Below are 26,531 nucleotides of genomic sequence, written 5' to 3'. Positions count from 1 at the left end.
TTTCTTCTACGAGAGACCCCCTTCAAACCCTTACGTATCAAGGGTTTCAAAAACGATTTATTGCTTTTTTTTTCATACGCTTTATTCATATCTTGTTTTCAAGCCAATCTTTTAACAGCTTTCTCATTCGTGATGAAGGAACATAAATGTCGATATTTTGACCATTTCTTATTGCAGATCTCCATATCCATTGAATCATTTCAGAAAGTGCAAAATTATCTTCGTTAATATTAATTCCCTTAGATCTAAAGTAATCATCAATTGCAGGATTGACAAATCTATTTATAGAATAAACTAATGTTTTCTTATGGCTGTATTCGTTTGTTGCCTTGATGTTACAGGCTAAAAACCCTTTTGTATATCCTTTACCACTTAGCTTGCTCTTATGTGATTTAAACGTTGTCCATAGATTGTCCTTAGACTTTGATTTAATGATGTTTTGATAATAATTAAGTATGTTATTCTTTAGTCTTTTATGTAACACTGACCGTTTTTCAAACCACGTTTTTGATAATGCGTAATAGTCATCACCGATTTTATTTAAATCACCTTCATATATTCTAATTTTATTCTTAAGTTTATCCTTCTTTGCTTTATCAAACTGCTTATTGTACCGCATCAATTTGTAGCTGTGATTGTCTTTAACTACGGCATAAAGTTCATATTCAATTCCATGAATATCATAATAATATTTCTGTATCTGCGCATCAAACAAATATGTAAGGTTATATACTTGCTTAAATTGAGTAAATATGTCAGCTGGGAATTGCCAAAAAAGTACGGAATCATTGTGCAGAATTAAATTATTACTCTTGGCTAACTGTTTAAGCGTTTGGAATTCTCCTTTATACTCCCTATTAAGATTCTTTTCTTGATCATCATTCCATATGATTATTCCGTTTTGATTCTTAATCCATTCATTTTGAAACAGCATATCCAAATCATCTTTAGATATATTTAATTTCTTTACTACTTCCATTGTTTCATCAAGTACAAGTGTATAATTGCCCGAATAAATCAATTCTTTAGTTGTTTCATTAGTCATACTGAACAAAGCATGAGTTGTCACAATGTCATTGTTATCCGCTAAATGTTTGTGCAATGAGTCCAGTTTATAGAGTGTTTCGCCCTCCTCACTATGTATTTTCGGTTCATAAAACTTTCTATTGGTACATGACCGTTTTATCCTTGTTACCTCGTCAAGATAAGGTGTGATGAATATGAAGTGTTCATCTTTTGGCGCCTCATTCATCATTTTAATAATGTATGTTGTTTTACCAGATCCCATAATGGAATCAATCACTTTAATCTTTTTCATTTCTCCCCCTTATATTTTCTTTTTAAAAAAGGAACGATAAACAATTTACCGCCCCTTCTTATGTCTTAAATTCAATTGTTAGTTCTCTCTTTAAGATCATTAAAGTATCCTTCCAGCCTAGAAAATGAATCATTATTGCACTGTTGATCACTTTTTATAATAACAACATAGATGCAATTTCTCCAGGTACATTTGTGGCAGTCCATTTATTTGTCCCGCTCATCTCTAATATGCACCGTATAGTGTGATGTTAGTTAGACTTGTCTACATTCTTTCCGCGTAAAACGAAGTAAATGATCCATAACAAAACGATGATGACACATGTTACTATAAAGACAATCGTAATAAGCGACTGTATTCCGCTGCTGAAGTAATCTTTAATGCAGAGGAACAATAAGAATAAAACAATAAATGTTATGTTCGTAAACCATAATGAGAATCGTTTCATATTTACAATGTGCTTGTCCATGTTATAATATGGGTAGTAACTAAAGGGGAACTTAATCCCCTTTAGAGGTTTATCGGCGTATACGTTTGCGTTGTCTCTCTGGTCGGAGACGCTTGCGTGTACGCTTTTTCTTTTTGCTTTTCTTATTCTTCATCAGGTTTTGAATCTTCTCAGCTATCGTTAAACAGTTGATGATTAAAACCGTGATAGGAATAAGGAAAGCAATTGCTATACCCACTTTCTCAAGCACTTATGTACACCTCCTTTCCCTATGTATCTATTATAACATTTCCCAAACTAAATGGATACAATTATTATACTTATTTTTTATTTTTATATCGTGTTAGCGGATAGTGTATTGTCCATATAATTAGGTATATGAGGATTTGGAGTTAAACAGACTTATGATATTAGGTTGGAGATAAGGAGGCTGAGAAAGGTATTAGAATGCTTCTGAAGAGATGTTGGTGAATTATGATGGTGATAAAGTAAGGAATGATATAGCATGATGTGCGGTAATGGATATGTGAGAGTGGAAAACAGAATGAAGGAAGACTTGAATGTGATTAATGCTTAGAATTGGAATAGTATTATGATAAGGAATAAAAAATAAGACTTCGATTTGCTTCCTCTCGTTATACACACGATTATTTTTAATGAATGGTCATTCATATTTAAAATACACTCTTATTTAATTTTTAAAAATAAATATTGTTTTTCGTTTGTAATCGTGATAAAGACTCAGTTAAACGGCTGAAATCCTCAAATGCAGGTATAACGGATATTATATACGCATTACATTACCAATATATGGGGGTATATTAACATCTAAAGGCCAAAATATAGGAACAAATGTACCCCTAGCACTTCCATTTCCACACCCAACTTATTTTTTCATTTCCCCATTTTTCAGCATAATTTCGCATCGTAATCGCTATCGTAAAAGCCTATAATATCAATGTTTTTCCATCCCTCATTCTCCCCTTTTTCATCAGATTTTTAACTCAACGACCACTTTTCCTATCTCCTGCCTACGTTTTACGATCACAAAACACCTATTATCCCCTTGGACAGCTCTAAATCATTGCTATATCAACGGAATAACCCTTTCCGATCTTCATTTACGATAAGCACTTTTATAGCCCGCGATCGCCCGGGGGGGGGGTCATTAAAAATCAAAATAAAAAAGCCACCTCAAAGGTAGCTTCCCTTTAAAATTAGCGCTTTAGTCTCTTCAGTGCCTCCATATACGAGGTCTTTTTCGATTCCTTGCTCTCCAGTTTCTTCGGTTTAAATAAATCCTCTCTACGTCGATTTCTAGCTTTATAAACAATTGTTTCTTTCATCTCAGTGTTCCCTGTTTCAATTAGATCGTCTAACTGCTTCATCCGTTCATTGATCCAGGTTAATCCACTAAGTATGGTTATCGCCCTATTCCCCTTTTCATAATGCCCCTTAAATAAGTCTAAAGGCATTTTGTTATCAAAGACATTAAACAGCTCATTATACGAAATATGCTCCATTAAGAACTCATGAACATCCAGAATAACTCCTGCTCTCATCACATTTTTAAACTCAACTGGAGTGAATATCGAATTGTTCCATGATTTCTGTATGTCTTCATGCAGCTTATCAAAATACTTGCCCTCATTTGTAAATTCAGTGAGGTCTGTTTGAGCAATAGTCATGATTCCTGGTGTATCAAAAAGCTGATTTAAATCCTTCCTGTCTAATGTACTGATCTTTGATCCTCTGTCCGTGTAATTGAGTAAGACTTCAATTAAATCAAGGAACATCTTGTTTGTTTCCTTGTATAGTCTACTCTCAGAAATCTTCCCTTCATATTTACTCAAAACCATTTGATTATCCAAAGGTAAAACACATGTCTCTGGCATAGATAAGTCATCAAGTAACTCCAGTGAATTCATCTGGTTAACCAATACTTCATTGTTGTCAGGAAGGATTGGTACAGCAACTATGGTTTTATGAGTGAGACATTCGTTTAACAATTCTAATAATATAGGAGCTACCCCTGAACCAGTTCCACCAGCTGCAGAGAAAACAACAAAAATGACTTGAACTGAAGGCTTTTCCATTGTGTTCTTTATAAACTCAATAGAAGATTCCCAGTTGTTTTTCATATGTTTCGTTGCTACACTTCTTTCTTTGCCAACTCCTTCTGTTCCAACCAGATGAAGCTTATCCTGGACATTAACCAATGAATTAAGGTCTGAAAGTGAATAATTTATTGCAACAGAATGAAATCCTCTCTTCATTGCTTCATCTGCAACACTTCCACCGGCCTGACCTACTCCAATAAATCCAAACATTAAACCCTCTCCCCTTCTAATTGATATCTCAAAGCTTCGTATCCGTAATCAGTTAACATTACTTTGTGGGATCTAGCCCCAGCCACAATTTTTATAAACATAAGAGCTTCAAGCCGATATAATGACTTTCTTAAAGCTGCTTCTGTCAAAGGCGTACCTGCTTCAATAGCTATATCTTTGATTTCAATTTTGGAAATTGCTTTAACTTTAATGTCTGCTCCCCTTTCCGAAAGAAAAGTCAAAATTGACAAGTCATCAAAATTTAGGTTTGAAGTTATCAACTCAAAATAATTCCCCAAAATTACTCCCTCCACAAAATGATCAGGCTTGATATTTCTGGATAAAAGATTACCCAATATGATAATATCCGAAGTAATCATTTTCTGCAACTATTGTAATCATTAATGCTTACAAAAAGAACATTACATTTAAAAAATCAATAACTCGATTGAGATGAAGGTATTAGTGTTGTATCTTTTAAATAAGAAAGGATGGTTATTATTGAAATACAAAATAAAAACCAATTTAGAACCTTATTTAAAAGAACGAGGTATTCAAAAAGTTTGGCTTGCAGAAAAAACCGGTGTAACAAAACAGCAGATTTCTAGATGGTCTAAAAATGATGAGAGTGGTTTCTGTAAGTATACCCCTTCACTTTCATATGCTCTTGTCATTTCAAAAGTCTTGGATTGCGACATCAAAGAAATTTTTGAACTTATTGAGCTGAAGTAATTTTTCGGCTCAGAAAACCATAGACAAAAATAAAATATAAGTATATAATATAAACAAGAACAAGGAGGTGTGATATGCGGAAAACATACATGACTACTCACGTAATTGAATTTCTAGAATCAATTGTGCAAAATGATTGGGCTACACAAAGCGAATGTGAGCTTTATGAGGACTTCAAACTCTTCGGTACTATTGATAAAGAATCGATTACATATAAAAGACTGGTTTATAAATATTTAAGGAGTGATTATTAATATAAAAAATAAAATATAAGTATTAAATGGAGGGGATTGATTGAAAAGAAAAAAAGATGGATTGTCTAAGCAAGTTCACATATACAGCGTAGACACATCAGCATTTTATAATGACAAAGAAAATTCATTACATAATAAGATTTTGAAGTCTTATAGATACAGAGATTATCTTAAAACATTAGACAATGTAAATAATAAACATAAGAAATACATATCACATAGAATTACATACCTTAAAGAGTGCCTCTATTCTGCATTCGAAGAACATAATGACATAAGAACACTTCGAACTGACAGTTTAAGGGATAATAAAGTAATTTCTTTATTTGATTCAGTGTTGACCCGTACATTAGGGATTAAAGAAAATACCCTTTCAGAGGAAATCATGGTTGTACAAACTTATCATTTTGAAGTATTGAAAGACATTATTGACAAAGGATTTTTACATAACAATGAGAAATACGTTTATTTCACAAGCAGTGCCGGTCAAATTCGCACAAAGAAGTCATGTTTCATAAAAAAAAGCACTTACGATAAGTATCAGGATGCTTTGACCTGTGGCTTGAGCATTGAAAAGATTAATTCCCTTGGTGGGAGCAGCATTAACAAATGGAATAGCTATATGGCCTTATCTAACAGTGCCAGTAGCCCTTGGGAGATTGATATTGATAAAGCGATTATTGTTAACGACTTAGAAACTGATGTGTCGAGTCTCGTTGACTACATTGATCGAGACACCTACGAGATCACACGAAAAACAATGAACATTCCCATTGAGCATACGGATGGTTGCGGAATGGTTCTCCCCACTCTGAGTAGCAAAAGCTTCATGGTCAGACTCCCATGGGTAAAGGGTTTATTAGTCCCTTTTGATTTTCGTAAATTTGCTGAGGAAAACAAAGCTTTTAAAGTAACTGATATATACGGCAAGGAATGGGACATAGTGAAAGATGATGTTCAAATTATCTTCACTAAAAGCCAGTTTAAAATGTGGAAGTATTATTCATCGTGGGAAGAATATCAATTAAATTATAAAAAATATGGATGCTTAGGGGCAAAACTCAACGAAGAAGACCCTTCTGTTGAAGGTAAACTCACTTATCAAATGCTTCAGACACTTACAGATATCTCAGATGAAGAATTAATTCAAATGAGCTCTAAGACTGTAAAAGAGATAACCACATTGGGCACTGATAAAGAAACCATGTTAAGAGTTCTTGGAGCTACGGAGAAAAAGAAACATCGGACAGCTCTTCAGGACGCTTTACTTCTATATCCAGAACTTCTTAACGATGATCACACGAAAGAAATCATTAAAAATAAAAAGAAAAGCATGATTAAAGATGCCAAATCAGGAAAATTGCTTGTGGATGGTGCTCGTTATACATATTTATGTCCTGATCTATATGCTTTCTGCGAAAAATTATTTCTGAACATCCAGAATCCAAAAGGACTGCTTTCAGGAAGTGATGTCCATTGTTCTTTATATGATGAAGGGTATATTGACATCCTCCGCTCCCCTCACCTATTCAGAGAGCATGGTGTTAGGTGGAACAAAAAAGATGAGAAATATGAAAAATGGTTCATTACCCCAGGTGTTTACACAAGCATACATGATCCGATATCTAAGTTGCTGCAGTTTGACAATGACGGGGATAAGGCCTTAATTATTTCTGATGAGTTAATCGTCAATATTGCCAAGCGTAATATGGAAAACATCGTTCCGTTGTATTATGAAATGTCTGTAGCCCAGAAACAAGAGATTAATAGCAAGAACATCTATGAAGCACTAACTCTTGCTTATGGGATCAATATCGGGGAGTACAGCAACAACATCACTAAGATATGGAACAGCGACAATATAAATCTGGATGTGATCAAATGGTTATGCATGGAAAATAACTTTACTATTGATTTTGCAAAAACCTTATTCATGCCTACCCGTCCTGATCATGTTGATGAAAAAATCAGAGATTACATAAAAAATAAAGTGCCCCACTTCTTCATCAATGCAAAGGATAAAGAAGAACATAGCGTTGAGTTAATTAATGAAAGCACAGTAAATAAGTTAGACTCCATCATCCCTTCTGATCGAATTAATTTCGCAGCTGTTGCAGGAAAATTCGATTATCATTATCTTCTTAAGTACAAGGATATTAAATTGGACGATGCAATTATTAGTGAATACAAACGATTAGATCAGAACAAAAAATGGCTCATGAATGATGAAGACATTAAGCCTGGACAAAAACTTTATGTTTATAAGGTCATTAAAGACAGATTGTTGAAGCTTCATGAAGACGATCAATATGTTACTGATGTTCTGGTTAAGCATTTATATAAAAAGAAAAGCAAATTCAAATCAACATTATGGGAATGTTTCGGGGATACAATCCTAGAGAATTTACGAAAGAACTTAAAGAATACAACTAAATGCAGTTCTTGTTTAAAAATAATCAAATCCTCTTCTAACCGCAAAAAATATTGCACTAGCTGTTTTAATAAAAGAGAAAAAGAACGACAAAGAGAAAAATGGCATAAGAATAAAACCAAATATCGCTCTGCTACCTAAATAGAAAGTGTCTTGAGCCTTACTCCCCCAAGGGGTACAGCGATTTTACCGGAAAAATTTTAACGAAAAAAGCGCCTTGAACCCTTGATGTGACTGGTCTGAAAGCCCCTTTTGAGATAATCGCCATAAGGGAGAAAGAAAGCTAATTTCCACATATAAGGGTGAGTACGTCTCCCATTTTTCAAAAGAATCACAAACGTTACCGTAATTATACTTTAACACAAAAATAAACAAAATCACTAGGAGGAATTAAAACATGAACAAAACAGAATTTGTTGGAGAAGTTGCAGAAAAATTAGGAGTTACTAAGAAAGAAGCTGCGCCTAAAGTAGAAGCAGTATTTAATGTGATCGTTGAAACACTTACAAAAGGTGAATCAATCAAGATTCCAGGAGTTGGAACGTTTGAAGTTCGTGAACGTGCAGCTCGTAAAGGGAGAAATCCAAAATCGGGTGAAGAAATTGATATTCCAGCTACAAAGGCACCTGCCTTCAAGGCTGCTAAAGCTCTAAAAGACGCAGTGAAAGCTTAATAAAAATTAATGAGGACGACAGGAAAGCTTCCTGCACGCTTTGTCACATAGAGCTTATGCTCCTAAAAGTGGCAGAGTTAGATGTTATGGAGGAAATTGTCGCCCTCTCCTCTTTCCGCATGTGTTCATCTCCAGGTTAATTAATTAGAGTTCTTTTATTGATGGCATGGGGGTGTCGTCAATAATAAGCTGTTTACTGATATGTGGGATATCAGTTCTCGGCTAATATTCATTTGTTTGAGGACTTGGAATGCCAGGGTTTCGGATAAGTGGATATTAGCGGGGTATTGCCCCACCGTGGGTTAAGCTTTTTCTAAATATGCCTATTCTCACTTTCATACGAACAAAAGCATTAAATTCGACTTTACAGCTACACCTGGTCATTGTGGTTAGTCGGATAATGGTCATTTATGAGGGTTTGAGGTTACCTCGGATGCCTGTATCTTAAGGAGACAGGTAAATGGCTATTATCGGGCTAAACATGCCTATAGGCAACAACTTAGCCTCTAAACTTTTCAGGATGGAGGGTCAATTTTGGTTGAATTTGATTATGAGGAATTAAAGAAGACAATCCTCAAAAACTCCAAAGCTAATGGAATTGAAATTACTGATGAGCAAATTGAATTGTTTATCTCTTCTGAAGAAGAATATATGAGAAGTATTGGTTTGATCTCTGAATAATTTCAATATCAGAGGCAAGTTTTAATGCTTTTAAGCCACCTACGGCAATAGATGGCTCTTTCTCAGTAGACGGCAATCTACTGATTCTGATTCAGTTCTTTTTTCACTTCAATAACGATTTTTCGAATGAGTTTCTCAAACGCTTTTGAAGCAAGAATGCCTGTCATAGTAATAAGCATAAAAAATAAATTGCGGTGTATTGCTTCGGCTTGCACTTAGGTAAGGAAGATGCGTCTCCCTCCCCTTTAAATAATACCCTTGTAAGCTTTGTTGCTTATTATGCGGCCACATAAAAATATTCCGGGTTAGCGAGTCTTCTATACTCGTAAAATAAGTGAAATGGCTTTTGAGCGCTTGATCACCGCTCCCATTTCACAGAAAAGGATTATTTTCGGTCTTGCCTTTTCAATTTCACTTAACAACACGTTCACTTTATTTCACTTTATCTCCTTCAATGTTCTGTATGGAGACTTACCTTTCCCATGCACATACCTCCTTACACGGGTCAGAGAAAACTGTGCAAAATAAATGGCGAGCGTTTGAGACGCTTTGTTTCTCAATAAGGCGTGTAACCCGACAAGAGCATTTAAAATGCCATTGAGAAGGCTTATTAGGGTCTTTCCTTCTCAAATTATTTTTCCCTTGGCTCTCAGACTCTGCTGAGCAGTTGGCAAGCAACATAAAAACTTGATACATTTTCCGGACTACGAGAGCCGGACGTTGGCAAGCAACATAAAAACTTGATATATAAGATGTAAAGGTAATAGGAACCTTTAACACATTCCAGAAAGCGTGTATTAGTTGTTGTCATAGCTCATCTGCCATGTGTAGAAGGAGCCAGTTGAATTTCGCACAGCGATAACCAGCCTTTTATGCTCATGTACCATGATGTACAAGGAGTTCCTGAAGACGTCATAATGACGTCTTTTGTTATTTTCGAGTTTTTGTGTACCTACGTGAGTAAATGAATAACATGTAAGAACGCTAATTCGTGTAATTCTCAAGGGAGGACGAAAAGATGGACACAAACATTCGCGTTAAAGTTATGTATGATGACACGGTATATAATAAGTGGGGCGAGATTATCGATGCTACCCTTAACGAAGACACAGAAGAATATTTTGGAAAAGATCATGGAGGTCGCGAAGTATTTGTCGCATCTCTCGACATGTACGGTAAGCTCGTACTAGAGCCTGGATTTAAATTAGTAGACGACAAATAACGCAATCAGAACGAGGCTTCCGCATCCTGTGGCGAGGTCTTTTTGTGCTTGCGTTTTACTTTACCAATCATCCGGAATGTGCTTACGAGCCTTCCGGTACGCAAGTTATCAATAATCTCCTTCGGGCGTTTCCCCAACGCCTATCCGACTTATCTTTTCATCTCCTTTATATCCCCTTTTCGGACGTTACCGATGCTTCGGATCATCGGGCTTCCGAAGGAGCTTATTGTACGTAAATAAAACACATATTGGAGGAACTTAAATTTGGCTAAAGGTAAAAAAGAATATTCTTTTAAAAAATGCACTGTAAATGTAGATGAAGATCAAATTATTGAGCATAAAGGTGATGGTATACACATTCACTCACTATCTAAATACCTAAGAGAGCTTGAAAGCAAAACGGAACCAATTGATTTCACATTAAAAAGTGATAGCGATGTTGCTCCTCAAGAAACTGAAGGACTTCCTGAGTAGGTGGTGACTGAATGACAGCTATTTTAGATACTGTATTACAGCGAGAAAAAGACGAATCGTTCACTGATTATCATATTAGACTTTTCAAAAACAAAGATACTTATCACATTGACACAAAAACAATTGCTGCCCTTTTAAACAAGGATCAGGGAACCAACTATGATGAAAGTAAATGGCGTAAAGACTTTAAACAATTTGAGCGTTGGCACGATTACTTTATCTCAAAGAATATGAACAAAGAAGTTCAACAAAAGCATGAAAAAATTCGTATTGAATCCGAAAAACAAACAATCAAAGCACGAGATCAAAAAAGAGAATTCCGGAAATTCATTGCCAATCAAGCACGGTTTGAACAAATTAAAGATGATGTTGTTCAAGCTATTGCATCTCTAGAGTCAAAAAGACCCCTTCGCTTCACCTTCCCATCACCTGCTATTACTGAAAAACATGGACTTGCTCTATTCAGTGACTGGCACTTCGGAATGGAAATCGACAACCGCATTAATAAATTCAACAAAGAAATCTTCAATAAGCGTGTAGAACACCTCACCAACAAAGTGATTGAGTATGGTAAGCAAAATCATGTTTCTACTTTGCATGTTGCTAATCTCGGCGATTTAATTGGCGGGCTTATTCATGTCTCTACAAGAGTCCAAGCTAATGAAGATGCTGTTGAACAAATTAAGTATGTATCGGAAACACTTGCTGAAGTTTTAGCTATGTTGGCGAGTGAATTCCAGGAAGTGAAATTTTATAATGTAGCTGGTAATCATGGTCGCCTCTCCCCTTCTAAAAATGATGTTGGCATTAAAGAAAACTTTGAGTACCTTATCAATTGGTATCTTGAAGCTAGATTGAGAGATATTAAGAATGTCTCTGTTGAACCAGAACAAGATGGTTTTATCCCCGCTAGGATCAACAATCAAGAAGTTGTTTTTGTCCATGGTCATTATGATCGTGTTGACCAATGTGTTACACGACTTCCTCAATTACTTGGATACATCCCCTCTTACATATTTGGTGGTCATATTCATCACAATTATGAAAAAGAGTACGGCAGCACAACAGTTGTAGTAAATGGAGCGCTTGTCGGTGCGGATGATTATGCTATGCAAGGTAGGTTTGGCACAAAACCTTCTCAAAAATTTATGGTTTTTGATGATGCAGGTATTGAGGCTACATACATAATTCGCTTTAAAAATGATAATCAGGGAGGAAATATACGTGGACTTAGCAATGCACGAAGTGTATAACCTTCATTTGTATGATAAAAAAACTGAAGAGTCTTTAATTGATTTAACAACTCTTCAAGATGTTGAAATCTTTTATAGCGATGAACATGAAACGTATTTGATTTTTGCAAAGAATGCTCTGCTAAACTTTGATGTACTTAAATTTTTAGGTGAATATAAAGCTCCTACCTCCTTTGAATCAAAGTTAGGGAAGAAACAATATATTTCAGTTTTAAAAGAAACTCCTCGCTCTGAATTCAAATTATTAGCTGAAACAATTGGTCGCCATATTGAAACAACAAAATCACACAAAGTTACTTTAGAATTTAACAATGTCGAAATTATTTCTAGAGCAGAACTTAAAGGTGTTAGTGGAGAAGTATCAGGTTTAGATTTGATTTTTAAAGTAAACCCATTAGATAACGAATTCTTCAAGATTCACTATTGATAAAACTTTAATTTTATTCAGATTGGAGCAGTGTAAGTGGCTGATCACAAAGATGTTTACGAGTCTTTCTGGAAGGAAATCATTGAAGATGGAACAGGAAATATTAACAAAGAACAATTAATGAAAGAGCTGTGTGATTATAAGTATCTGTTGGATTCAATTCCTGCTGTTTATGAAGAAGTGACTTGTAATACTGTAAGTAAGCCATTTGTTGATCCTAAATATGTTATTGAGACTCATAGAGAAGCTTTTATAAATAAAAGAATTGTCATAGATGATTTAAGAAACATGAGTGTGGCAGCAAAACACTATTCACCTTATGAGACAGTTGTGAGCCTAGGAGCTATTGAAGGTTTATTAAAGTAATACAAAAAATATTGAGGATGAAGACGAAAAATGACGAATGAAGATTTTAAATACTTAAACAAGCATTTTGAACAGCTTATTAAATTAAGAGAATCTGGTTATAAATGTGATTTTGAGATTAGAACTGTCTTAGATAAATTGCATGAAAAAATGGGTCTTGAGCAAAGAGCAACTATCGGAAAATGTTCAATGCCTGGAATTAGTATAAAAGAACCTTCCGTTGTTGTTTCACAAGGAGCAGTTAATTATTCACCGGCATTTGGGTCATCTAAAGGTGATACCCCCTTAAACAGTCAGAAAGATAAACCTAAGCTATTGATTCTTGGTGAACCTGGTTTGCTTTTTGAATTTTTCAAAGCATATATTGTACCTGAATCAACTATAGTAAGATGCAATATAAGTCGAGATCAAGCTCAGATAATTACAGAGGAAATTGAGATAACTTTTTTGAAGAAGACGTCCTCTACTAGGGGGATGCGATTTGATTATAAATTGTCTATGTAATTAAAAACACATTTTAAGAGCGCCCAGTGATGATTGAAGTCTCCCCACTTCTCTATTGCTGGGCGTTTTATAAAACGTGTTTTTAAAAATTATATTGGAGGTGTATGAATGCCTAGAAAAGCCAAAGAAAAGGAAAAATTGATCTGTGCTGCTTGTCAGAAAGAAAAGGACAAAGAGTCAGGGTTCTATAATTCACGAAGCAGTCTGTATGAGAAGACTGGAAAAGTCCCTATTTGCAAGACTTGCTTGAAGAAAAACATTGATTACAACAATATTGAGTCAATATATACAGTCTTACAACAGATCGATGTTAAATTTGATCCTTTGTATTGGGAACAAGCTGAAAAGAGAAAAACAGATACATTTAGCGCTTATATGACAATGGCTAATTCATTGAAGCAATTTAACGGTACTGGTTACAAAGACAGTATATTTACAAAAGAAGATAAAACAAATGTAACAGCTAATGAAGAAGAGAGCCAAACGTCTCAAGACATTGACTCAGACTACCTAGAGAAACTTAAAGAAAAATACGGATATGGCTATCCCGATGACGACTACCTCCTCTTCGAAAAGAAATTCCTTCAACTAAAACCCTCTTTTCAGTTACTCACCACAATGCACGAAGAGTGCTTACGAGAATACTGCGTAAATAAGGTATATGAGACCCTTGCTAAAGCAAAAGGAGATTTTAAACAAGCTAAAGACTGGGCTGCAATGGCAAAAGATACAGCTGAAGCTGGGAAATTAAAACCTTCTCAAATGAGTAAAGCTGATTTATCGCAAGGTTTGGATGGATTTGGACAACTGGCGAGAATGGTTGAAGAGAAAGTTGACATTATCCCTATTTTACCGAAGTTTGTTTCTCAGCCGAAAGATAAGCCAGATGTAGTATTATGGTGCTATTTAAATTATGTTCGGGACTTAAAAGGTCTTCCACCTGCTGATTATAAAGATATCTACAACTTCTATGAAGAACGTAGATCAGATTATGAGAAACAGGAATTAGATAACGATCCTTCAATGCGGGAGTTATAATAATGGCTTCGAGAAAGAACTTCCAAAAAGATAATTTTAAATACACCAAACAAAGTTCAAGATTGGACAGCGACCCTGAATTTAACTCCCCTGTCCAAGCAAATCAAAATAAGGTTGATACTTTTGAGAGAAATTTAGATAAATGGATTGAATTTGTTCAATGGGCAAGATGGTTTCCTGATTTATGGTACGACTTAATTAAGCCAGAAAAAGGCGGCATGAGACTAGATTTAGATCAAAGGGTTTTCCTAAGATGTATGAGTCGTTTTGTAAGTACATATGGAGTTTTTCCTCGTGGATTTGGGAAAACAATGCTCGAGTTAATGTCAATTTACCATACTGCTATTTGGTTTCCTGATATCACGATAGCCATGTCAGCACAAACAAGAGAAAATGCAGCTTCAATCAGTGAAGAGAAACACAATGAAATTATGAAGTGGTTTCCTTTAATGAAAAATGAATTAGCTGGTAGACCTTCTTTTACTAAAGACTCTGTTGAGGTTAAGTTTTCTTCTGGAGGAGTTTATTCTGTGCTGGCAAATGCACAGTCTACAAAAGGACAGCGTAGAAGAAGGCTAAATGTCGAAGAATCAGCTCTCTTAAATAACGAGCTATTTAAAGATGTACTTGAACCAGTAGTAAACGTACCCAGAAGAACAATTGGCAAGCTTGCTACAGTAAACCCTTTTGAATTGAACGGAATGATTAATTACCTAACAACGTCAGGCTATCGAGGATCAGACGAATTCAACAGGATTCTGAACATGCTTGATGAAATGGCTGATTTAAAAGGGAAAATTGTTCTAGGAGCAAGCTGGGAATTGCCTTGTCACTTTGGCAGAGGTGAAACACGGACTCAGATACTTGCGAAGAAAAATGATCCTACAACCTCATCGACTGCTTTTGCAATGAACTATGAATCTAAATGGGTTGGAGCGAGTGATGGGGCACTTATCAACATTAGCAAGTTGATCAAAGCAAGGACAATTACAAACCCAGAACTAGCTTGTCCTAGAGATAAGAATAAGAATTTCTTATTAAATGAATATGTTATCGGGGTCGACGTTGCCCGCTCAAGTGAAAAGTCAAACAACAAAACAGCTATAATTGTTCTCAAGATTATTCGCAACTCAAATAATGCAATTAGGCAAGTCCAGGTTGTAAATATAATCGAACCACCAAATGGACTGAATTTTAAAGAGCAATCGATCATGGTTAAAAGGGTTTTCAAAAACTATGGAGGTAATGAAGATCTATCTATATCAAGGGTTAGAGCTGTGATTGTGGATGGAAATGGAGTCGGAAGTGGACTGGTGGATAGACTTCTTGAAGATGTTACAGATCCAGAAACGAATGAAGAATTGGGATGCTGGGCAACAATCAATACTGATCAGAAACCAGATGTTCCAAACTCCCCTGCTATTGTTTATAACCTCAAATCTCAAGGGATTAACGACAAGATTATTACCACTTTCTTAGATTATGTTGAGTCTGGAAAGTTGAAATTATTGAGACCATATGAAGAAATAAAAAGCAAAAAAGTTATTAGCGACGATATTATGGTTGAGGCCACATGTATACAAACACAATTATTAATTGATGAAGTAGCCAACTTAAGGTTAAAGAAAACACAGAACTCAATTAGCGTTGAACAAGTAGTTAAACGTATTGATAAAGATAGGTACAGTGCATTGAGTTACGCTCTTTACTACATAGCTTTATTTTTAGAAAAGGAAGAATCCGATGATGAGTATTCATTTGGATTCTTTTTTAATTAGAAATTGAGGAGGTGAATAATGACTACACCTGAACCACAGCCATCATATGAGTTTAATACAAATTTAACACCGCTTGATTCATTGTTTTTTAATGATTTATTTAACGGCATTTCTTACGACAAAGTTAAATCATGGCTGAAAGACCACAACGCCTATAATAAACAGATTAGGGATGCCTCTAAATTGCTTTATAACGCAAATGGCGTGTATAGAAACGTTATTGACTACATGGTTGCCCTTCCTACTTTAGACAGAGTTATTTTGGGATCAAGTAAAGTGGATAGTTTCAAATCGAACAAACAAAGATTCAACCTGGCTTTAAGAAAAATCGGCGACAAAAGTGCTGTCAGGGATGCATTAGGAAAACTCAGCAAATATGGCACTGGTTTTTATTATTTTGATTCTGTGGTGAATGATTCCTTCCCCACTACTCTAAGTGACAATGAGATCGGATCAATAACTGAATCAAATGCTATTGACGACTTTAATTGTTCCGTTCTCCCCCTTCCTCTCGATTATTGCAAAATTATAGGCAGGAAAAACTCCTCTTATCAGTTAGCTTTTGATGTCTCCTATTTTGACAAGTTCACAAGTAACGGAAGATCGCTCAAGCTTAGACGATGGCCAGAAGAAATTAGACAAGGCTATAGGGCTTATAAGAAAGATCAAAATCGAAAATGGCTAGTTCTTGATAACAATAAGACCATTGCTGTTAAAGGAAGCAGCGACATTGAAGATCAATGGGGACGCCCAATCGGTTTATCTGCATTTATTGATATGGTTTATGATGAATACTTTGTTGACACTAAACGGAACATTTTAGATGAGCTCAACAGCACTTTAATTTATCAGACTTTCCCTGAAGGTGATCAAAAAGGTAAATCTGCATTATCTCAGAAGCAACAGGAACAGCAGCATGAGAATATAAAAAAAGCATTAGTTGCTAAAGGAAGCGTTAAAGGTGTTAAGTTCTTCTCCTTGGCTTCGGGAACAAAATTAGACAAGTTAGAAACCAATGTGGATTTCTTGAAGGTTAAAGGTGAAGACGAGCTCATTAAGCGAATTACTACAAATTTAGGATTTGCCGGTTCTGCTCTCAACGGGCAAGATGGTAACTACTCTTCTCAACAAACCAATATCGAGATGGTTTCTTCCCAAATATTCTCCTGGTTAGAACAAATTCAAAGTGAGTTTAACAAGGTGATAAACGCCAATATCATCAAAGATCCTCGCTCTTATATTGAGGTTTATTACCTCCCTCTTACTCACGTTAACAGGAAAGAAAAAGTCCAAAACATGAAAGATCTTTATACAAGTGGTCGAGGTAGCCTTATTGCTTGGATAGCCGCGACTGGATGGAATCCTGATGCTTACTTATCCCTAATGGAATATGAAAAAGACGAAGGTTTTGATGAAAAGTTCCCTGTTCATGCGACCTCTTTCACAATGAGTAAGAATAGCGACAAGTCAGCCGGCGCACCTGAGATCGACGATCCGAAAAATGAAAACACGATTAAATCGAAGACAAATAACAGTAACGGAACGCCTTCTGGCTCTTGAGAGGAGGTGATTAGTATTTGAAAAGCACGATTTTAGAAATTAACAATCAGAAGAAAACCAGTGGTCAGACATACATCAAGTGGGTCGTTCTTGAAATTCATGAAAACAATACTCAGTTTAACAAGAATGGCATTACCTGGCTGGAGAAATACATAAACGCTAACCTTGAATCAATCAAGTTAATGCCAATTTGCGCAGAGTTCTTGGATGATGAAAACAGTGAGCCATTCGGACACGGGTTAACAGAAGTCAAGGACGGTACCCCGCTCTTTGAAAACAGCGCTGTGGTTGGTACGACCACCAATGCTTACATTGATACTATAGATGTTAATGGTGAGCCAAAAAGAGTGTTAATAGCTGAAGGCTTCCTATACAACCAGCGCTACCCTAAATTTGTTCAATGGTTAAAATCAAAAATGTTTGATGGTGATTTCCCTGAAACCTCGGTTGAGATAGCAGCTGTGGAAGGTTCAGATGCAATTGAATATGAAGGTGGCTGGAAAGAGCAAGGACGTATACCTATGAAGTTTGACTTTACAGGTGATGCAATTTTAGGTATCGATCCTGCAGATGACGCTGCCATTTTACTTGAATTAAACAGTAACCAAAAGGAGGATAATTTAATGTCAAAATCTCAAGAAGAAGTAGTCCTTGAGTTAAACAACAAACTTGATAATAAGAATAAAGAAATTGGAGAGTTAAATCAAAAAGTTGAGAAACTTACTGAGGACTTAAAGCAAAAAACTGAAGAACTGAATGCTGCTGTTAAAGCTGCAAAGGATGAAAAAGCTAAGGCTGATGCAAAAGAAAAAGAAGCGCAAAAAGCCAAGGATGAAAAAGCCAAGGCAGATGAAGAGCTTAATTCCCTAAAGGAATTCAAAAACAAGGCGGTAGCCGAAAAGATGCAAGGAGAGCTTAACCAAGCTTTAAAGGAATATTCTCCTGAAGAAAAGGATGTCGCAAAAGAGAAAATTGAAATGTTCTCTAAGTCTCCTTCTATCGAGCTTAAAAACGAAATTATTTCTGAAATCAACTCAGCAATCGCTCGATCCTTCATCGCTGAACGCTCAAAGAAACAAGCCTCTGAGACTAATAGCAAAAATTTCGATATTTATTCAGACGTTCGTGATTCTGGGCAACAAGGTTCAGTGACAATTGATGATCTTTATTAAGATAAAATAACACTTTTATAAAATTTAGGAGGAATACTCAATGTTCAAATTTGGAACAATTGGTGCTTACAAACAAGTACGAAATAATCCACGCTGCAAGGCTAGTGTCGATTTAGTCCCTGGTCTAGTCGTAATCCCTAACGATTCTTCTGGTAATGCATTCCCTCCAGGCGCATCTTCAACTGCAAAAGGTGATGTGTATGTGGTTGGAAACATTATTGATAAACCTGAAATTCGCAATAAAGAAGACTTCAAAGTTCTAAAAGGTGAATATGTCCTTGCTTTTAATGTAGCAGATTTAAAAGGACTGCCAATTGAACTCAGCTCAGATGTGGTAGTTGACTATGATGCGCTTGTTAAAGATGACGTATTGGTTCCGGCTGCGGACAAATCAGGTAAATGGGTTAAAGCTGGAGATGACGTTGCAGAGTTTAAAGTATCTCTAAAAGTCTTAGAGAAAAATACATTTGGCGGAAAAGGTTTGTGCCTAACAGTACAGGCTTAATTAATATTCTGGAGGTAATTATTAATGTTTACAGTTGAATTAAACAATGTTCAAAAAGACTCAAACCATTATGCAAATGCTAAATTGAATGCTAAGTCCCCTATTGTAGAAATCTTTTCTGCAGCTGCAACAGGTCAAGATCTTTCCAAGTTTGGAGCAAAAGCCAATGCTGCTATGACCCATGTGAAGGAACTAGCTTCCAAAGCTCTTATGGGCAACCCTGTAGCTAAAGCCGAGATCAACACAATTGTGCGTTATGCCATTGAACCTAAGCTTATTTCAGCAATTAAGCTATTTGATTTTATGGGCACGTTTAGAACTATTGGCTATGATCAGCAACCAATGATGACAACATACGCGCATGAATCCATCCGAAGCCAATTCCAAGCTTCCCGTGGTGACGTACCGTTCGCTACTACAACTTGGAACGAATACCCGATTGGAACTCAAACCATTTCTTCTGGCTATGCTGTTAACTATCGTGAGATTCAAAGTGGAAACCTCGATAAAGTAGCAGAAGGCATGGAACAAGTTCAAACAGATATGATGAACAAAGCAATGTACTATGTAGTAAATGAAATGTTCAATGCAATTAAAAATGCAACAGGCGTTAAATACTTTGCTGAAACTGAAAATATCACCAAATCATCTGTAGACGATATAATCACAAAGATTCGCCGATTTGGACAACCTTCTATTGTTGGTGACTTTTCTGTTGTTTCTCAGTTAAATGACTTTGCAGGATTCCAGGCTGTAGCCGGAGATGCTTCAAGCACTAAGCTCCCTCAATCTGTAATGGATGAAATCCGAAGAACCGGATTGCTTAACACTTATAAAGGTTCTTCTGTTGTAGAATTGCCTAACTCTTATAATCTTACTGAATTAAACAAAGCCGGCGACAACTTCAAAACATATCTTCCTGAAGGTCTTCTCTTCTTCATTCCTCAAGGCAAAAAGTCTCCTCTTCAAGTATTCCAAAAAGGCGGACTTACTTCAATGAATGGTAACGACATCATCACTGGAACTGAGATCACTCGTTTTGATATGGAAATTGGAGCTGGTGTAGCCAAAGGACAAGAGCATCAAATTGGTCTCATCAGAGACACCAAATATGAATTGCCACAAATTTAAACAATTTAAAATCTAGGAGGGCTGTGTCCCTCCTTTTATTTTTGGAGGGATTACATGTCTTTTAATTTAGATAAAAAGATCACAATTAAAAACCTATGTCCATGGGATTTATATTTCCGAAAGATTGACACTCACGGAGACTTCAGATTGCCAGCCAATGGGATTAGACAGATTACAGCTGGAGAAGTGCAATCCCAAGTTTATGACAATACCTCACTGTTTACCGGAACTGACGGGCAAGGTACCCACGCCAAAATCTATATCGATGACAAAGAAACCCGTGTGCACTTAGGTTTCGAGACTGAAGATAAAGATGACAAGCAAGAAATTGTTACTGTAGAACGAATTAAACAAATCTTGGGGTATAAAACACAAAAAGCCTTCGAAGAAAATGTTCAAAAAGAAATTTTACTTGAGTCTGAAAAAGCTCAGCTGTTTGATGTGGCTAAAAAAGAAAAGATTAATGACTACGCTAAGATTAAGTTCATTGAAGAATACACTGGATTTAAATTTGACATTCAATCATAGGGGGGTTAAATCTTGACTACCTATGATGAAATCATAAACGTTTTCCATTCAAAGTTTCAGTCAAATGAAATACTACCAGATGGACTTGAGTATCAGTTTTTCAAGAACGCTATTGGTGAATATGAAACAGATTTAACTGAACTGGGTTTTGATAAAGAAACAAAAGATTTTAAAGAACCCCTCTCCCCTGCTCAAATTCAAATTTTAGGAAGACTCATGTACAAAGATTATTTAGGAAGATATCGTGATAGGGCTCTAAAATTAAACAACATTGTAGGAAGAGATATCCAATTGACAGGTTTATCCAATACTAAAGCTCAGATTAATAGATCCTATGAAGATCTTGTCGATGAGATTGAAAAAAAGATGAGCAAACTGAAAGTGAATAATTTTGATTGAGGTGATTAGATGTCTATAGATTGGTATCTAACCTCTTCTTCAAATTATTTGAGTGGCTGGGAAAACGAAGAGTTTAATTCAAACAAGTATGAAATCTTCAAGGAAATCTTAGCAAATTCACCTGAAACTTATGACATTGAATTGAATGGCAAGCCTGAACAGGTGATAATTCAAACCACTCAGGACAGTGAAACAAAAAAAGTCCTTACAGTTTTAGGCTTATTAAATCGTGGAGACTTGATTTTGTATGACGGCAGTTACTGGTTAGTTAATTCACGCCCTACCGATAACAAAATGAATGACAGTGCTACTATGCGGCTTTGTAATTCATCAATTAGTCTAACATCTTCTGACAAACTAATTGATTCCGGAAAGATCGATGAAGTTACAGGGAGACCGATAAAGATTAAAGTGCCTGGTGAGAAGGTTGACATCCCGTGTGTTTTAGAACGGACAACCTCAACAATTGGATCAGAATTGGCTATAAATATTCCTGAAGGGCAAGCACATGTCACCATCCCCTTTTTAAAACATGAAAAATTAAAGAAGGGTCTTTTTCTTTCTTTTTATGGTGAGGAATTCCGTGTTGATGATATAGACTATTCCAAGGTCTATGGAGACACCGGAACAATTAGACTTATAGCCAAAAAGAAAGTTGGAGGTGATAGTGAATGAGTATGATGGTCGAACATATGACAACTGTATTCAGAACCATTATGAATGATACAGAATTGAATCGTCTTTTATATTATAAAGATGACCCTCTCTCCTCTTCTCTCCCTGACGTTCAGACGTTGAAAAGCTATTATGATCCAGTTGATGATTCCCCATCGATATTAAGCTCCATAATTAAACGTGCTCCCAAAACTGATGATTTAACCGATCAACCAATTTGCAGGCTTTGTGTTTATCTTGGCAATGGAATCCCTAAACCCTCAAGCCAAAGTGTAATGCTGCTAGATCAAGACTTGATGATTGATGTTTATACACACATTAACACTTATGAGGAGACCGAATTCAGGAACCTGAAAATTACTGATCGTATTTGTGACATGCTCTTCAATCAAAATTTTGCGGGTATCGGTAAAAATGTTAAATACACAAGACTACTCATATCAAATGCACCTGAAGGGTACTTGGGATACAAATTGATATTCACTTTTGGAGCAAGTAAATGAATGTGTTAAAGGATTTTTTCTTTTTAGGAAGACCTATTAACACTGATGTCGGTGCTATCAGCTTTATTCGCTTAAGAGATTATCCAGAGTACATAAGTGAGCTAAATATGATGAAAATGAGCAAGAAGGAAATCATTAGAAACTTTTTAAAAATCAACAATGACGGTTCATTAAATGATTTAATTATCGAATTGAAGAAGAACAGCCTCTTCAAAATTGTTCATGATTACTTACCTGAATTTAACCAAGCTTATTTTAAAGTGTTTAGCAAAGTATTTGTGGACAAAGAGTCACTAAAGCTTATTGATCAGAAAGCATTTAATAATGTTAGAAAATTGATATTAGAGATGCATTGTTTGACTGAAGAGAAAATTGTTGAAAATGATGAATTGCAAGAGTTTAATGATTTAAATAATCAATTAAAGCTCCAAAATTCTCAAAATGATTTAAAGGACATCGTCAGCTGTGTGACTGCTTTTAATGGCTATACATATCAAGAGGTAGCCGATATGACAATTTATCAATTGTACCTGTCATATTACAGAATGGGCGAAATAATGAATTATAACACTTCTGCGTTATTCGCTACTGTAGCAACTGATGTGAAAATCGGTGACTGGAATAGTCATGTAGATATGTATAAAGAAGAAAAGCACCACCTCAGTACAGCAGATGCCAAAAATTTAGAGCAATTATTCGGAGACTGATTTTCAGTCTCTTTTTCATTTTATATTAGGAGGAAAACACTTGGCAAAACAAACAGTTATCCATGAAGTTGGTAAGGTGCTAACCAAAAGACTAAGTGACCATAAGGTTGTTGCATCTTCTGTAACACAAATGACTCAGTTCGCCCAACAAGTCCAACAAGACTTTTTAAAAGGTGGATGGGGAAATAGAGACCTCTATGTCATCAACTCAAGCAAAGAGGTTTCAGGTAATGTAAAAAATGCTTTCTTTGATCTTGATTTTATGGCAATGCAGCAAGGTGTAAAAATTGAAAACGAGACGATTTCTGTATGGGAAGATGAAAGTCTTACTGTAAGTGATTCTGGCACAGTCAAAATCGCGTATACACCTTTATCAAAAGTCTCACTTACAAATGAAGACGGAGATCAACAAGAATTTGCTGTTTCAGACAAAACAATTACGGTTCCCGAAACGTTTGCTACTAAAGGGAACGTTGTAACAGCTCACTATCAAATTGAAGTTGATGCAGAAACAGTTGAAATTAGTGGTGAAAAATTCTCTGAGAACTATTACTTCGAAATCCACACACTTGAGTACGATCCAAAGACATCAAAAATTTACAGTGACCTCTATATCCAGTTACCCAAAGTTAATTTCTCTGGTGAAGCAGACATGTCTTTAGAAGCTGGACAAGCCTACACACCTGAAATTGGATACCGAGCATTAGCTGATGACAATGGCAAGATCGGTACTTTTGCACGTGTTAAGCGTAATCCTGATGGGACAAAAGGAGTTAAAACGGAACAAGAAGATGTGACATCTAAAAGCAGTGTAGACATTGGAACAACGCAAGAAACAAAATAACGTTAGGAGCTTGATATCTTGGCACTTTTAAATAAAGACGGAGACATTTACACTTCAGCTAGAGACGATGGAAATGGTAAACCGATCACTGACATTCATCTAAAATCACAAGAAAAACCCCTACAAGTTGACTTCCCTCAAGCTGGCTTGGATGCTATCAAAGGGATTCAAGTACAACCTCCTTCCGTGACCTTGAATGAAAGAGATCCAGGCTTCTCCTCTTTTAAAACGGATAAATTCACTGTTACTTCAACAGCTCAAAAAGTTACCGCTGGTATCACTGACAGGACAGCACTTACTATTTACCCTCCTGCAGAAGGCACGATTTACATTGGGAACTCAACTGTAACTGCTGATACAGGTATCCCATTGACAGCCGGTGACAAACCTTTTTCGGTGCCTGTTGCTGCTGGCAAAACGCTTTATGTCTATGTGATCAATGACGGTACTGACAGAGACGTAAGAGTATTTGAAGCTAAATAGTTTGAGGGGGATACTTCCCCTCTCCTTTTTAAATAAAAGTCAGTTTTTAAACAGACTTAGGAGGTGGAGTTGTTGACAGAAACCGATGAAAATATTTTAAAAACCATTCCAGATAAAGCAACCTTTACATTCCACGAAGCAACAACTGCCCCGTCTGAAGGTGAAGAATTTGTAGTATCACATTATCGGGATATTACTGTTAAGATCTCTGGTTCCTCAACTTCAAGAGAAATAAAATTCTTTGCCGTAGATGAAAATGGTGAAAAGACAGAAATTGCTGGAACAAACAAAACTGATTTTCAATTAGGTACGGGGACATTGAATACAAATGAAAACTGGGATTTTGATATTGCGGGGCTTTTCAAATTCATGGTTGAGGTTGTTTCCGTAAATGGAGATGTTACGGTTAAAGGAATTGCGGTGAGTTAATGAGCAGCAGTAAATTTGTAGGTCAGCTCAAACAAAACAATATACAAATCAATAATCTTAAAGATCAATTTTACAGAACTGAAGCTCATATGTCTGATCATGAAAAGCGTTTATCTGACAAAGTCGATGATTTCATGGAAAAGCAAAATTCAGAGTTAAAGTCGCATACTCAGAACACAGAAAACCCGCACCATGTAACTAAAGAGCAAGTCGGATTATCAAATGTACTCAATGAAGAGCAAGCCACAAAGGTAGCTTTTGATGGCCATCTTGAGGATAAGAAAAATCCCCATGCAGTTACAAAAAGTCAAGTTGGGTTGTCTAAGGTTGATAATATTCAACAGGCATCGAAGGTGGATTTTGATGCTCACGATGCAGACCAGGATAGACATATCACAAAGGATGAGCGCAGTTATTGGAACAGTTCCGATGAAAGGTCAAAGTCTTTTTTAGCTGAACATACTGACAATCAATCAAACCCACACAAGGTTACTGCTGAACAGATTGGACTTGGGAATGTAGACAATGTAAAACAAGCTACTAAAAGTGACTTTGATAATCATCTGAATGACACTAATGTCCATATCAACAAATCTGATCGGGATAGATGGGACGCTACTCAACTTTTCAAGCTCACTGCTGATGATGGAAAAATATTCTACAAGGGTAGCTCCGAAAAAACGGAGTACAACGATTTGATTAATACTGGGTTTTATTTAATCGCCAACCAGGGGCTTCACTCCCCTGCCAACTTATCCAATGTCTATTTAGTTGTTATGAACTATGGATCTACAATTGCACAATTTGCATTAGAGGCGTATTACGGAACACATACATATTTCCGTTTTAGAAAAAGCGATTCAACTTGGACTTCATGGCAAACACATGAAACGACTGACGGAGCACAAGTAAGAGCTACTACCGCACTCAACTCAGCGAAAGCGTACACCGATGCCCACGAAGCAAAAACTGATATTCACGTTACTTTAGATGACAAAGCCAGATGGAGTGGTACATCAGGTTCTTGGAACCCAGTTACACTTATTAATGGAGCTACACAATACTCCACTTACCCTTTCAAATTCTCGAGTGTAAACAACGTGTTATGGCTAAGAGGATCTTTCGGGACATTGCCAGCCATTGGAACTGCAGTTGCTAAATTCTCAACCAAGCCAACACAGTTGGTGGATTTTGTAGTACCCACAATTGGATCATATGGAACAGCAAGATTTGCCTTCACAACAGATGGAGATTTACGTTTTGATGGATTGTACGCTAATGACATTAACAGTGTTTCCAGAGTTTCATTTAATATAGGAATTCCTTTATGGTAGTAGGTGAAAATATTATGCATGTTCTTTATTACGATGAGAACTTTATGTACGCTGGAGAAGACTTCATTGAAGGCGATGCTCTTCCTCCAAATAGTACAACTGCTGTCCCAGACCCCACAATAATCTTGCCCAAATATGATCCCAAGAAAAATAAATGGATTGAATCAGCAACTGAAGAATACAAAGATAGCGTTAAACCGAGTATCCCTGAACCTAACGATTTTGAAATAATAGGACAAACCCTATCCCAACTCCGCCTAAGCTTGTTGCAAGTCAACAGAACAATAAGCACAATGTTAAAAGACATTAGTGAGCTAAAAGGAGGTTCATAA

Annotated in this window: 30 protein-coding genes and 1 pseudogene; 27 read left to right on the top strand and 4 right to left on the bottom strand. The window is 36.2% G+C overall.

Going from position 1 to position 26,531, the window contains the following annotated elements:
* Window positions 1-85: 85 nt before the first annotated feature.
* The 4 genes from NYE28_RS09390 to NYE28_RS09375 form a co-directional block, all read right to left on the bottom strand.
* Window positions 86-1,318 carry a hypothetical protein gene (locus NYE28_RS09390; RefSeq protein ID WP_342490416.1) on the bottom strand — a complete coding sequence of 411 codons (1,233 nt, stop codon included), beginning with the start codon at window positions 1,316-1,318 and terminating at the stop codon, window positions 86-88.
* A 518-nt stretch (window positions 1,319-1,836) separates the two neighbouring features.
* A complete protein-coding gene (locus NYE28_RS09385) occupies window positions 1,837-2,016 on the bottom strand; it encodes a hypothetical protein (protein ID WP_342490415.1) in 180 nt (59 codons plus the stop codon).
* 967 nt (window positions 2,017-2,983) lie between these two features.
* A complete protein-coding gene (locus NYE28_RS09380) occupies window positions 2,984-4,096 on the bottom strand; it encodes a cell division protein FtsZ (protein WP_342490414.1) in 1,113 nt (370 codons plus the stop codon).
* Entirely contained in the window at window positions 4,096-4,395 is a 300-nt protein-coding gene (locus NYE28_RS09375) for a hypothetical protein (RefSeq protein ID WP_122504336.1), read from the bottom strand. Before NYE28_RS09375 ends, NYE28_RS09380 begins: the two co-directional genes overlap by 1 nt.
* Window positions 4,396-4,597: 202 nt before the next feature.
* Here NYE28_RS09375 and NYE28_RS09370 point away from each other — a divergent pair, with 202 nt between their 5' ends.
* The 27 genes and pseudogenes from NYE28_RS09370 (at window position 4,598) to NYE28_RS09240 (ending at window position 26,531) form a co-directional block, all read left to right on the top strand.
* Window positions 4,598-4,828 (top strand): helix-turn-helix transcriptional regulator, encoded by a 231-nt coding sequence (locus tag NYE28_RS09370; RefSeq protein WP_014472522.1) that lies wholly within the window; start codon window positions 4,598-4,600, stop codon window positions 4,826-4,828.
* A 294-nt stretch (window positions 4,829-5,122) separates the two neighbouring features.
* Window positions 5,123-7,654, top strand: a complete 2,532-nt coding sequence (locus NYE28_RS09365) for a hypothetical protein (protein ID WP_342490413.1) — start codon at window positions 5,123-5,125, stop codon at window positions 7,652-7,654.
* A gap of 256 nt (window positions 7,655-7,910) precedes the next feature.
* Complete coding sequence (locus NYE28_RS09360; RefSeq protein WP_115997310.1) at window positions 7,911-8,186, top strand: HU family DNA-binding protein; 276 nt, start codon at window positions 7,911-7,913, stop codon at window positions 8,184-8,186.
* A 534-nt stretch (window positions 8,187-8,720) separates the two neighbouring features.
* Entirely contained in the window at window positions 8,721-8,867 is a 147-nt protein-coding gene (locus NYE28_RS09355) for a hypothetical protein (protein WP_342490412.1), read from the top strand.
* A gap of 194 nt (window positions 8,868-9,061) precedes the next feature.
* Window positions 9,062-9,173: pseudogene (locus NYE28_RS09350) on the top strand (hypothetical protein); the annotation flags it as partial.
* Window positions 9,174-9,885: 712 nt separating this feature from the next.
* Window positions 9,886-10,089, top strand: coding sequence for a hypothetical protein (locus NYE28_RS09345; RefSeq protein ID WP_342490411.1), 204 nt, complete (start codon window positions 9,886-9,888; stop codon window positions 10,087-10,089).
* Window positions 10,090-10,353: 264 nt separating this feature from the next.
* On the top strand, window positions 10,354-10,563 hold the full coding sequence (locus tag NYE28_RS09340; RefSeq protein ID WP_342490410.1) for a YonK family protein: 210 nt from the start codon (window positions 10,354-10,356) through the stop codon (window positions 10,561-10,563).
* 11 nt (window positions 10,564-10,574) lie between these two features.
* Complete coding sequence (locus NYE28_RS09335) at window positions 10,575-11,816, top strand: metallophosphoesterase family protein (RefSeq protein ID WP_342490409.1); 1,242 nt, start codon at window positions 10,575-10,577, stop codon at window positions 11,814-11,816.
* A complete protein-coding gene (locus NYE28_RS09330; protein WP_342490408.1) occupies window positions 11,788-12,243 on the top strand; it encodes a hypothetical protein in 456 nt (151 codons plus the stop codon). Before NYE28_RS09335 ends, NYE28_RS09330 begins: the two co-directional genes overlap by 29 nt.
* Before the next feature lie 36 nt (window positions 12,244-12,279).
* Complete coding sequence (locus NYE28_RS09325) at window positions 12,280-12,609, top strand: hypothetical protein (protein ID WP_342490407.1); 330 nt, start codon at window positions 12,280-12,282, stop codon at window positions 12,607-12,609.
* 30 nt (window positions 12,610-12,639) lie between these two features.
* The gene (locus tag NYE28_RS09320; protein ID WP_218791668.1) at window positions 12,640-13,113 is read left to right on the top strand and encodes a hypothetical protein; all 474 of its coding nucleotides are present in this window, start codon (window positions 12,640-12,642) and stop codon (window positions 13,111-13,113) included.
* A 108-nt stretch (window positions 13,114-13,221) separates the two neighbouring features.
* Window positions 13,222-14,151 carry a hypothetical protein gene (locus NYE28_RS09315; RefSeq protein ID WP_218791667.1) on the top strand — a complete coding sequence of 310 codons (930 nt, stop codon included), beginning with the start codon at window positions 13,222-13,224 and terminating at the stop codon, window positions 14,149-14,151.
* 2 nt (window positions 14,152-14,153) lie between these two features.
* On the top strand, window positions 14,154-15,929 hold the full coding sequence (locus NYE28_RS09310; RefSeq protein ID WP_217492945.1) for a hypothetical protein: 1,776 nt from the start codon (window positions 14,154-14,156) through the stop codon (window positions 15,927-15,929).
* An 18-nt stretch (window positions 15,930-15,947) separates the two neighbouring features.
* Window positions 15,948-17,489 carry a hypothetical protein gene (locus tag NYE28_RS09305; protein ID WP_218791666.1) on the top strand — a complete coding sequence of 514 codons (1,542 nt, stop codon included), beginning with the start codon at window positions 15,948-15,950 and terminating at the stop codon, window positions 17,487-17,489.
* A 17-nt stretch (window positions 17,490-17,506) separates the two neighbouring features.
* Window positions 17,507-18,661 (top strand): hypothetical protein, encoded by a 1,155-nt coding sequence (locus NYE28_RS09300; RefSeq protein WP_218791665.1) that lies wholly within the window; start codon window positions 17,507-17,509, stop codon window positions 18,659-18,661.
* Between the two features lie 40 nt (window positions 18,662-18,701).
* A complete protein-coding gene (locus NYE28_RS09295; protein WP_253600113.1) occupies window positions 18,702-19,166 on the top strand; it encodes a hypothetical protein in 465 nt (154 codons plus the stop codon).
* Window positions 19,167-19,190: 24 nt separating this feature from the next.
* Window positions 19,191-20,297: a hypothetical protein gene (locus NYE28_RS09290; RefSeq protein ID WP_338706773.1), complete on the top strand. Its 1,107-nt coding sequence runs from the start codon at window positions 19,191-19,193 to the stop codon at window positions 20,295-20,297.
* Between the two features lie 54 nt (window positions 20,298-20,351).
* Entirely contained in the window at window positions 20,352-20,825 is a 474-nt protein-coding gene (locus NYE28_RS09285; RefSeq protein ID WP_257730885.1) for a hypothetical protein, read from the top strand.
* 12 nt (window positions 20,826-20,837) lie between these two features.
* A complete protein-coding gene (locus NYE28_RS09280; RefSeq protein ID WP_342490406.1) occupies window positions 20,838-21,224 on the top strand; it encodes a hypothetical protein in 387 nt (128 codons plus the stop codon).
* 9 nt (window positions 21,225-21,233) lie between these two features.
* Window positions 21,234-21,899: a hypothetical protein gene (locus NYE28_RS09275; protein WP_047474201.1), complete on the top strand. Its 666-nt coding sequence runs from the start codon at window positions 21,234-21,236 to the stop codon at window positions 21,897-21,899.
* Window positions 21,896-22,402, top strand: coding sequence for a hypothetical protein (locus tag NYE28_RS09270; protein ID WP_342490405.1), 507 nt, complete (start codon window positions 21,896-21,898; stop codon window positions 22,400-22,402). Before NYE28_RS09275 ends, NYE28_RS09270 begins: the two co-directional genes overlap by 4 nt.
* A complete protein-coding gene (locus NYE28_RS09265) occupies window positions 22,399-23,109 on the top strand; it encodes a hypothetical protein (RefSeq protein ID WP_069007082.1) in 711 nt (236 codons plus the stop codon). The genes NYE28_RS09270 and NYE28_RS09265 overlap by 4 nt, the downstream gene beginning before the upstream one ends.
* A 40-nt stretch (window positions 23,110-23,149) precedes the next feature.
* Complete coding sequence (locus NYE28_RS09260; protein ID WP_225045991.1) at window positions 23,150-23,953, top strand: hypothetical protein; 804 nt, start codon at window positions 23,150-23,152, stop codon at window positions 23,951-23,953.
* Window positions 23,954-23,971: 18 nt separating this feature from the next.
* Window positions 23,972-24,436 (top strand): hypothetical protein, encoded by a 465-nt coding sequence (locus NYE28_RS09255; protein WP_225045990.1) that lies wholly within the window; start codon window positions 23,972-23,974, stop codon window positions 24,434-24,436.
* Window positions 24,437-24,508: 72 nt separating this feature from the next.
* Window positions 24,509-24,865: a hypothetical protein gene (locus NYE28_RS09250; protein ID WP_225045989.1), complete on the top strand. Its 357-nt coding sequence runs from the start codon at window positions 24,509-24,511 to the stop codon at window positions 24,863-24,865.
* Complete coding sequence (locus NYE28_RS09245; RefSeq protein ID WP_342490404.1) at window positions 24,865-26,199, top strand: pyocin knob domain-containing protein; 1,335 nt, start codon at window positions 24,865-24,867, stop codon at window positions 26,197-26,199. The genes NYE28_RS09250 and NYE28_RS09245 overlap by 1 nt, the downstream gene beginning before the upstream one ends.
* Window positions 26,193-26,531, top strand: coding sequence for a hypothetical protein (locus NYE28_RS09240; RefSeq protein ID WP_262388817.1), 339 nt, complete (start codon window positions 26,193-26,195; stop codon window positions 26,529-26,531). The genes NYE28_RS09245 and NYE28_RS09240 overlap by 7 nt, the downstream gene beginning before the upstream one ends.

The sequence above is a fragment of the Bacillus sp. FSL R5-0443 genome, assembly GCF_038608285.1.
In the GTDB taxonomy this organism is placed as follows: domain Bacteria; phylum Bacillota; class Bacilli; order Bacillales; family Bacillaceae; genus Bacillus; species Bacillus velezensis.
The sequence above is the reverse complement of the archived record's forward strand: the minus strand, read 5'-3'. Positions and strand labels throughout refer to the sequence as shown.

What these genes read in the sequence shown, in the direction of transcription:
- NYE28_RS09245 (WP_342490404.1), top strand. Translation starts at nt 24,865, where the DNA reads ATGAGCAGCAGTAAATTTGTAGGTCAGCTCAAACAAAACAATATACAA.
- NYE28_RS09295 (WP_253600113.1), top strand. Translation starts at nt 18,702, where the DNA reads ATGTTCAAATTTGGAACAATTGGTGCTTACAAACAAGTACGAAATAAT.
- NYE28_RS09380 (WP_342490414.1), bottom strand. Translation starts at nt 4,096, where the DNA reads ATGTTTGGATTTATTGGAGTAGGTCAGGCCGGTGGAAGTGTTGCAGAT.
- NYE28_RS09360 (WP_115997310.1), top strand. Translation starts at nt 7,911, where the DNA reads ATGAACAAAACAGAATTTGTTGGAGAAGTTGCAGAAAAATTAGGAGTT.
- NYE28_RS09335 (WP_342490409.1), top strand. Translation starts at nt 10,575, where the DNA reads ATGACAGCTATTTTAGATACTGTATTACAGCGAGAAAAAGACGAATCG.
- NYE28_RS09290 (WP_338706773.1), top strand. Translation starts at nt 19,191, where the DNA reads ATGTTTACAGTTGAATTAAACAATGTTCAAAAAGACTCAAACCATTAT.
- NYE28_RS09240 (WP_262388817.1), top strand. Translation starts at nt 26,193, where the DNA reads ATGGTAGTAGGTGAAAATATTATGCATGTTCTTTATTACGATGAGAAC.
- NYE28_RS09390 (WP_342490416.1), bottom strand. Translation starts at nt 1,318, where the DNA reads ATGAAAAAGATTAAAGTGATTGATTCCATTATGGGATCTGGTAAAACA.
- NYE28_RS09275 (WP_047474201.1), top strand. Translation starts at nt 21,234, where the DNA reads ATGTCTATAGATTGGTATCTAACCTCTTCTTCAAATTATTTGAGTGGC.
- NYE28_RS09270 (WP_342490405.1), top strand. Translation starts at nt 21,896, where the DNA reads ATGAGTATGATGGTCGAACATATGACAACTGTATTCAGAACCATTATG.
- NYE28_RS09305 (WP_218791666.1), top strand. Translation starts at nt 15,948, where the DNA reads ATGACTACACCTGAACCACAGCCATCATATGAGTTTAATACAAATTTA.
- NYE28_RS09310 (WP_217492945.1), top strand. Translation starts at nt 14,154, where the DNA reads ATGGCTTCGAGAAAGAACTTCCAAAAAGATAATTTTAAATACACCAAA.
- NYE28_RS09265 (WP_069007082.1), top strand. Translation starts at nt 22,399, where the DNA reads ATGAATGTGTTAAAGGATTTTTTCTTTTTAGGAAGACCTATTAACACT.
- NYE28_RS09345 (WP_342490411.1), top strand. Translation starts at nt 9,886, where the DNA reads ATGGACACAAACATTCGCGTTAAAGTTATGTATGATGACACGGTATAT.
- NYE28_RS09285 (WP_257730885.1), top strand. Translation starts at nt 20,352, where the DNA reads ATGTCTTTTAATTTAGATAAAAAGATCACAATTAAAAACCTATGTCCA.
- NYE28_RS09315 (WP_218791667.1), top strand. Translation starts at nt 13,222, where the DNA reads ATGCCTAGAAAAGCCAAAGAAAAGGAAAAATTGATCTGTGCTGCTTGT.
- NYE28_RS09320 (WP_218791668.1), top strand. Translation starts at nt 12,640, where the DNA reads ATGACGAATGAAGATTTTAAATACTTAAACAAGCATTTTGAACAGCTT.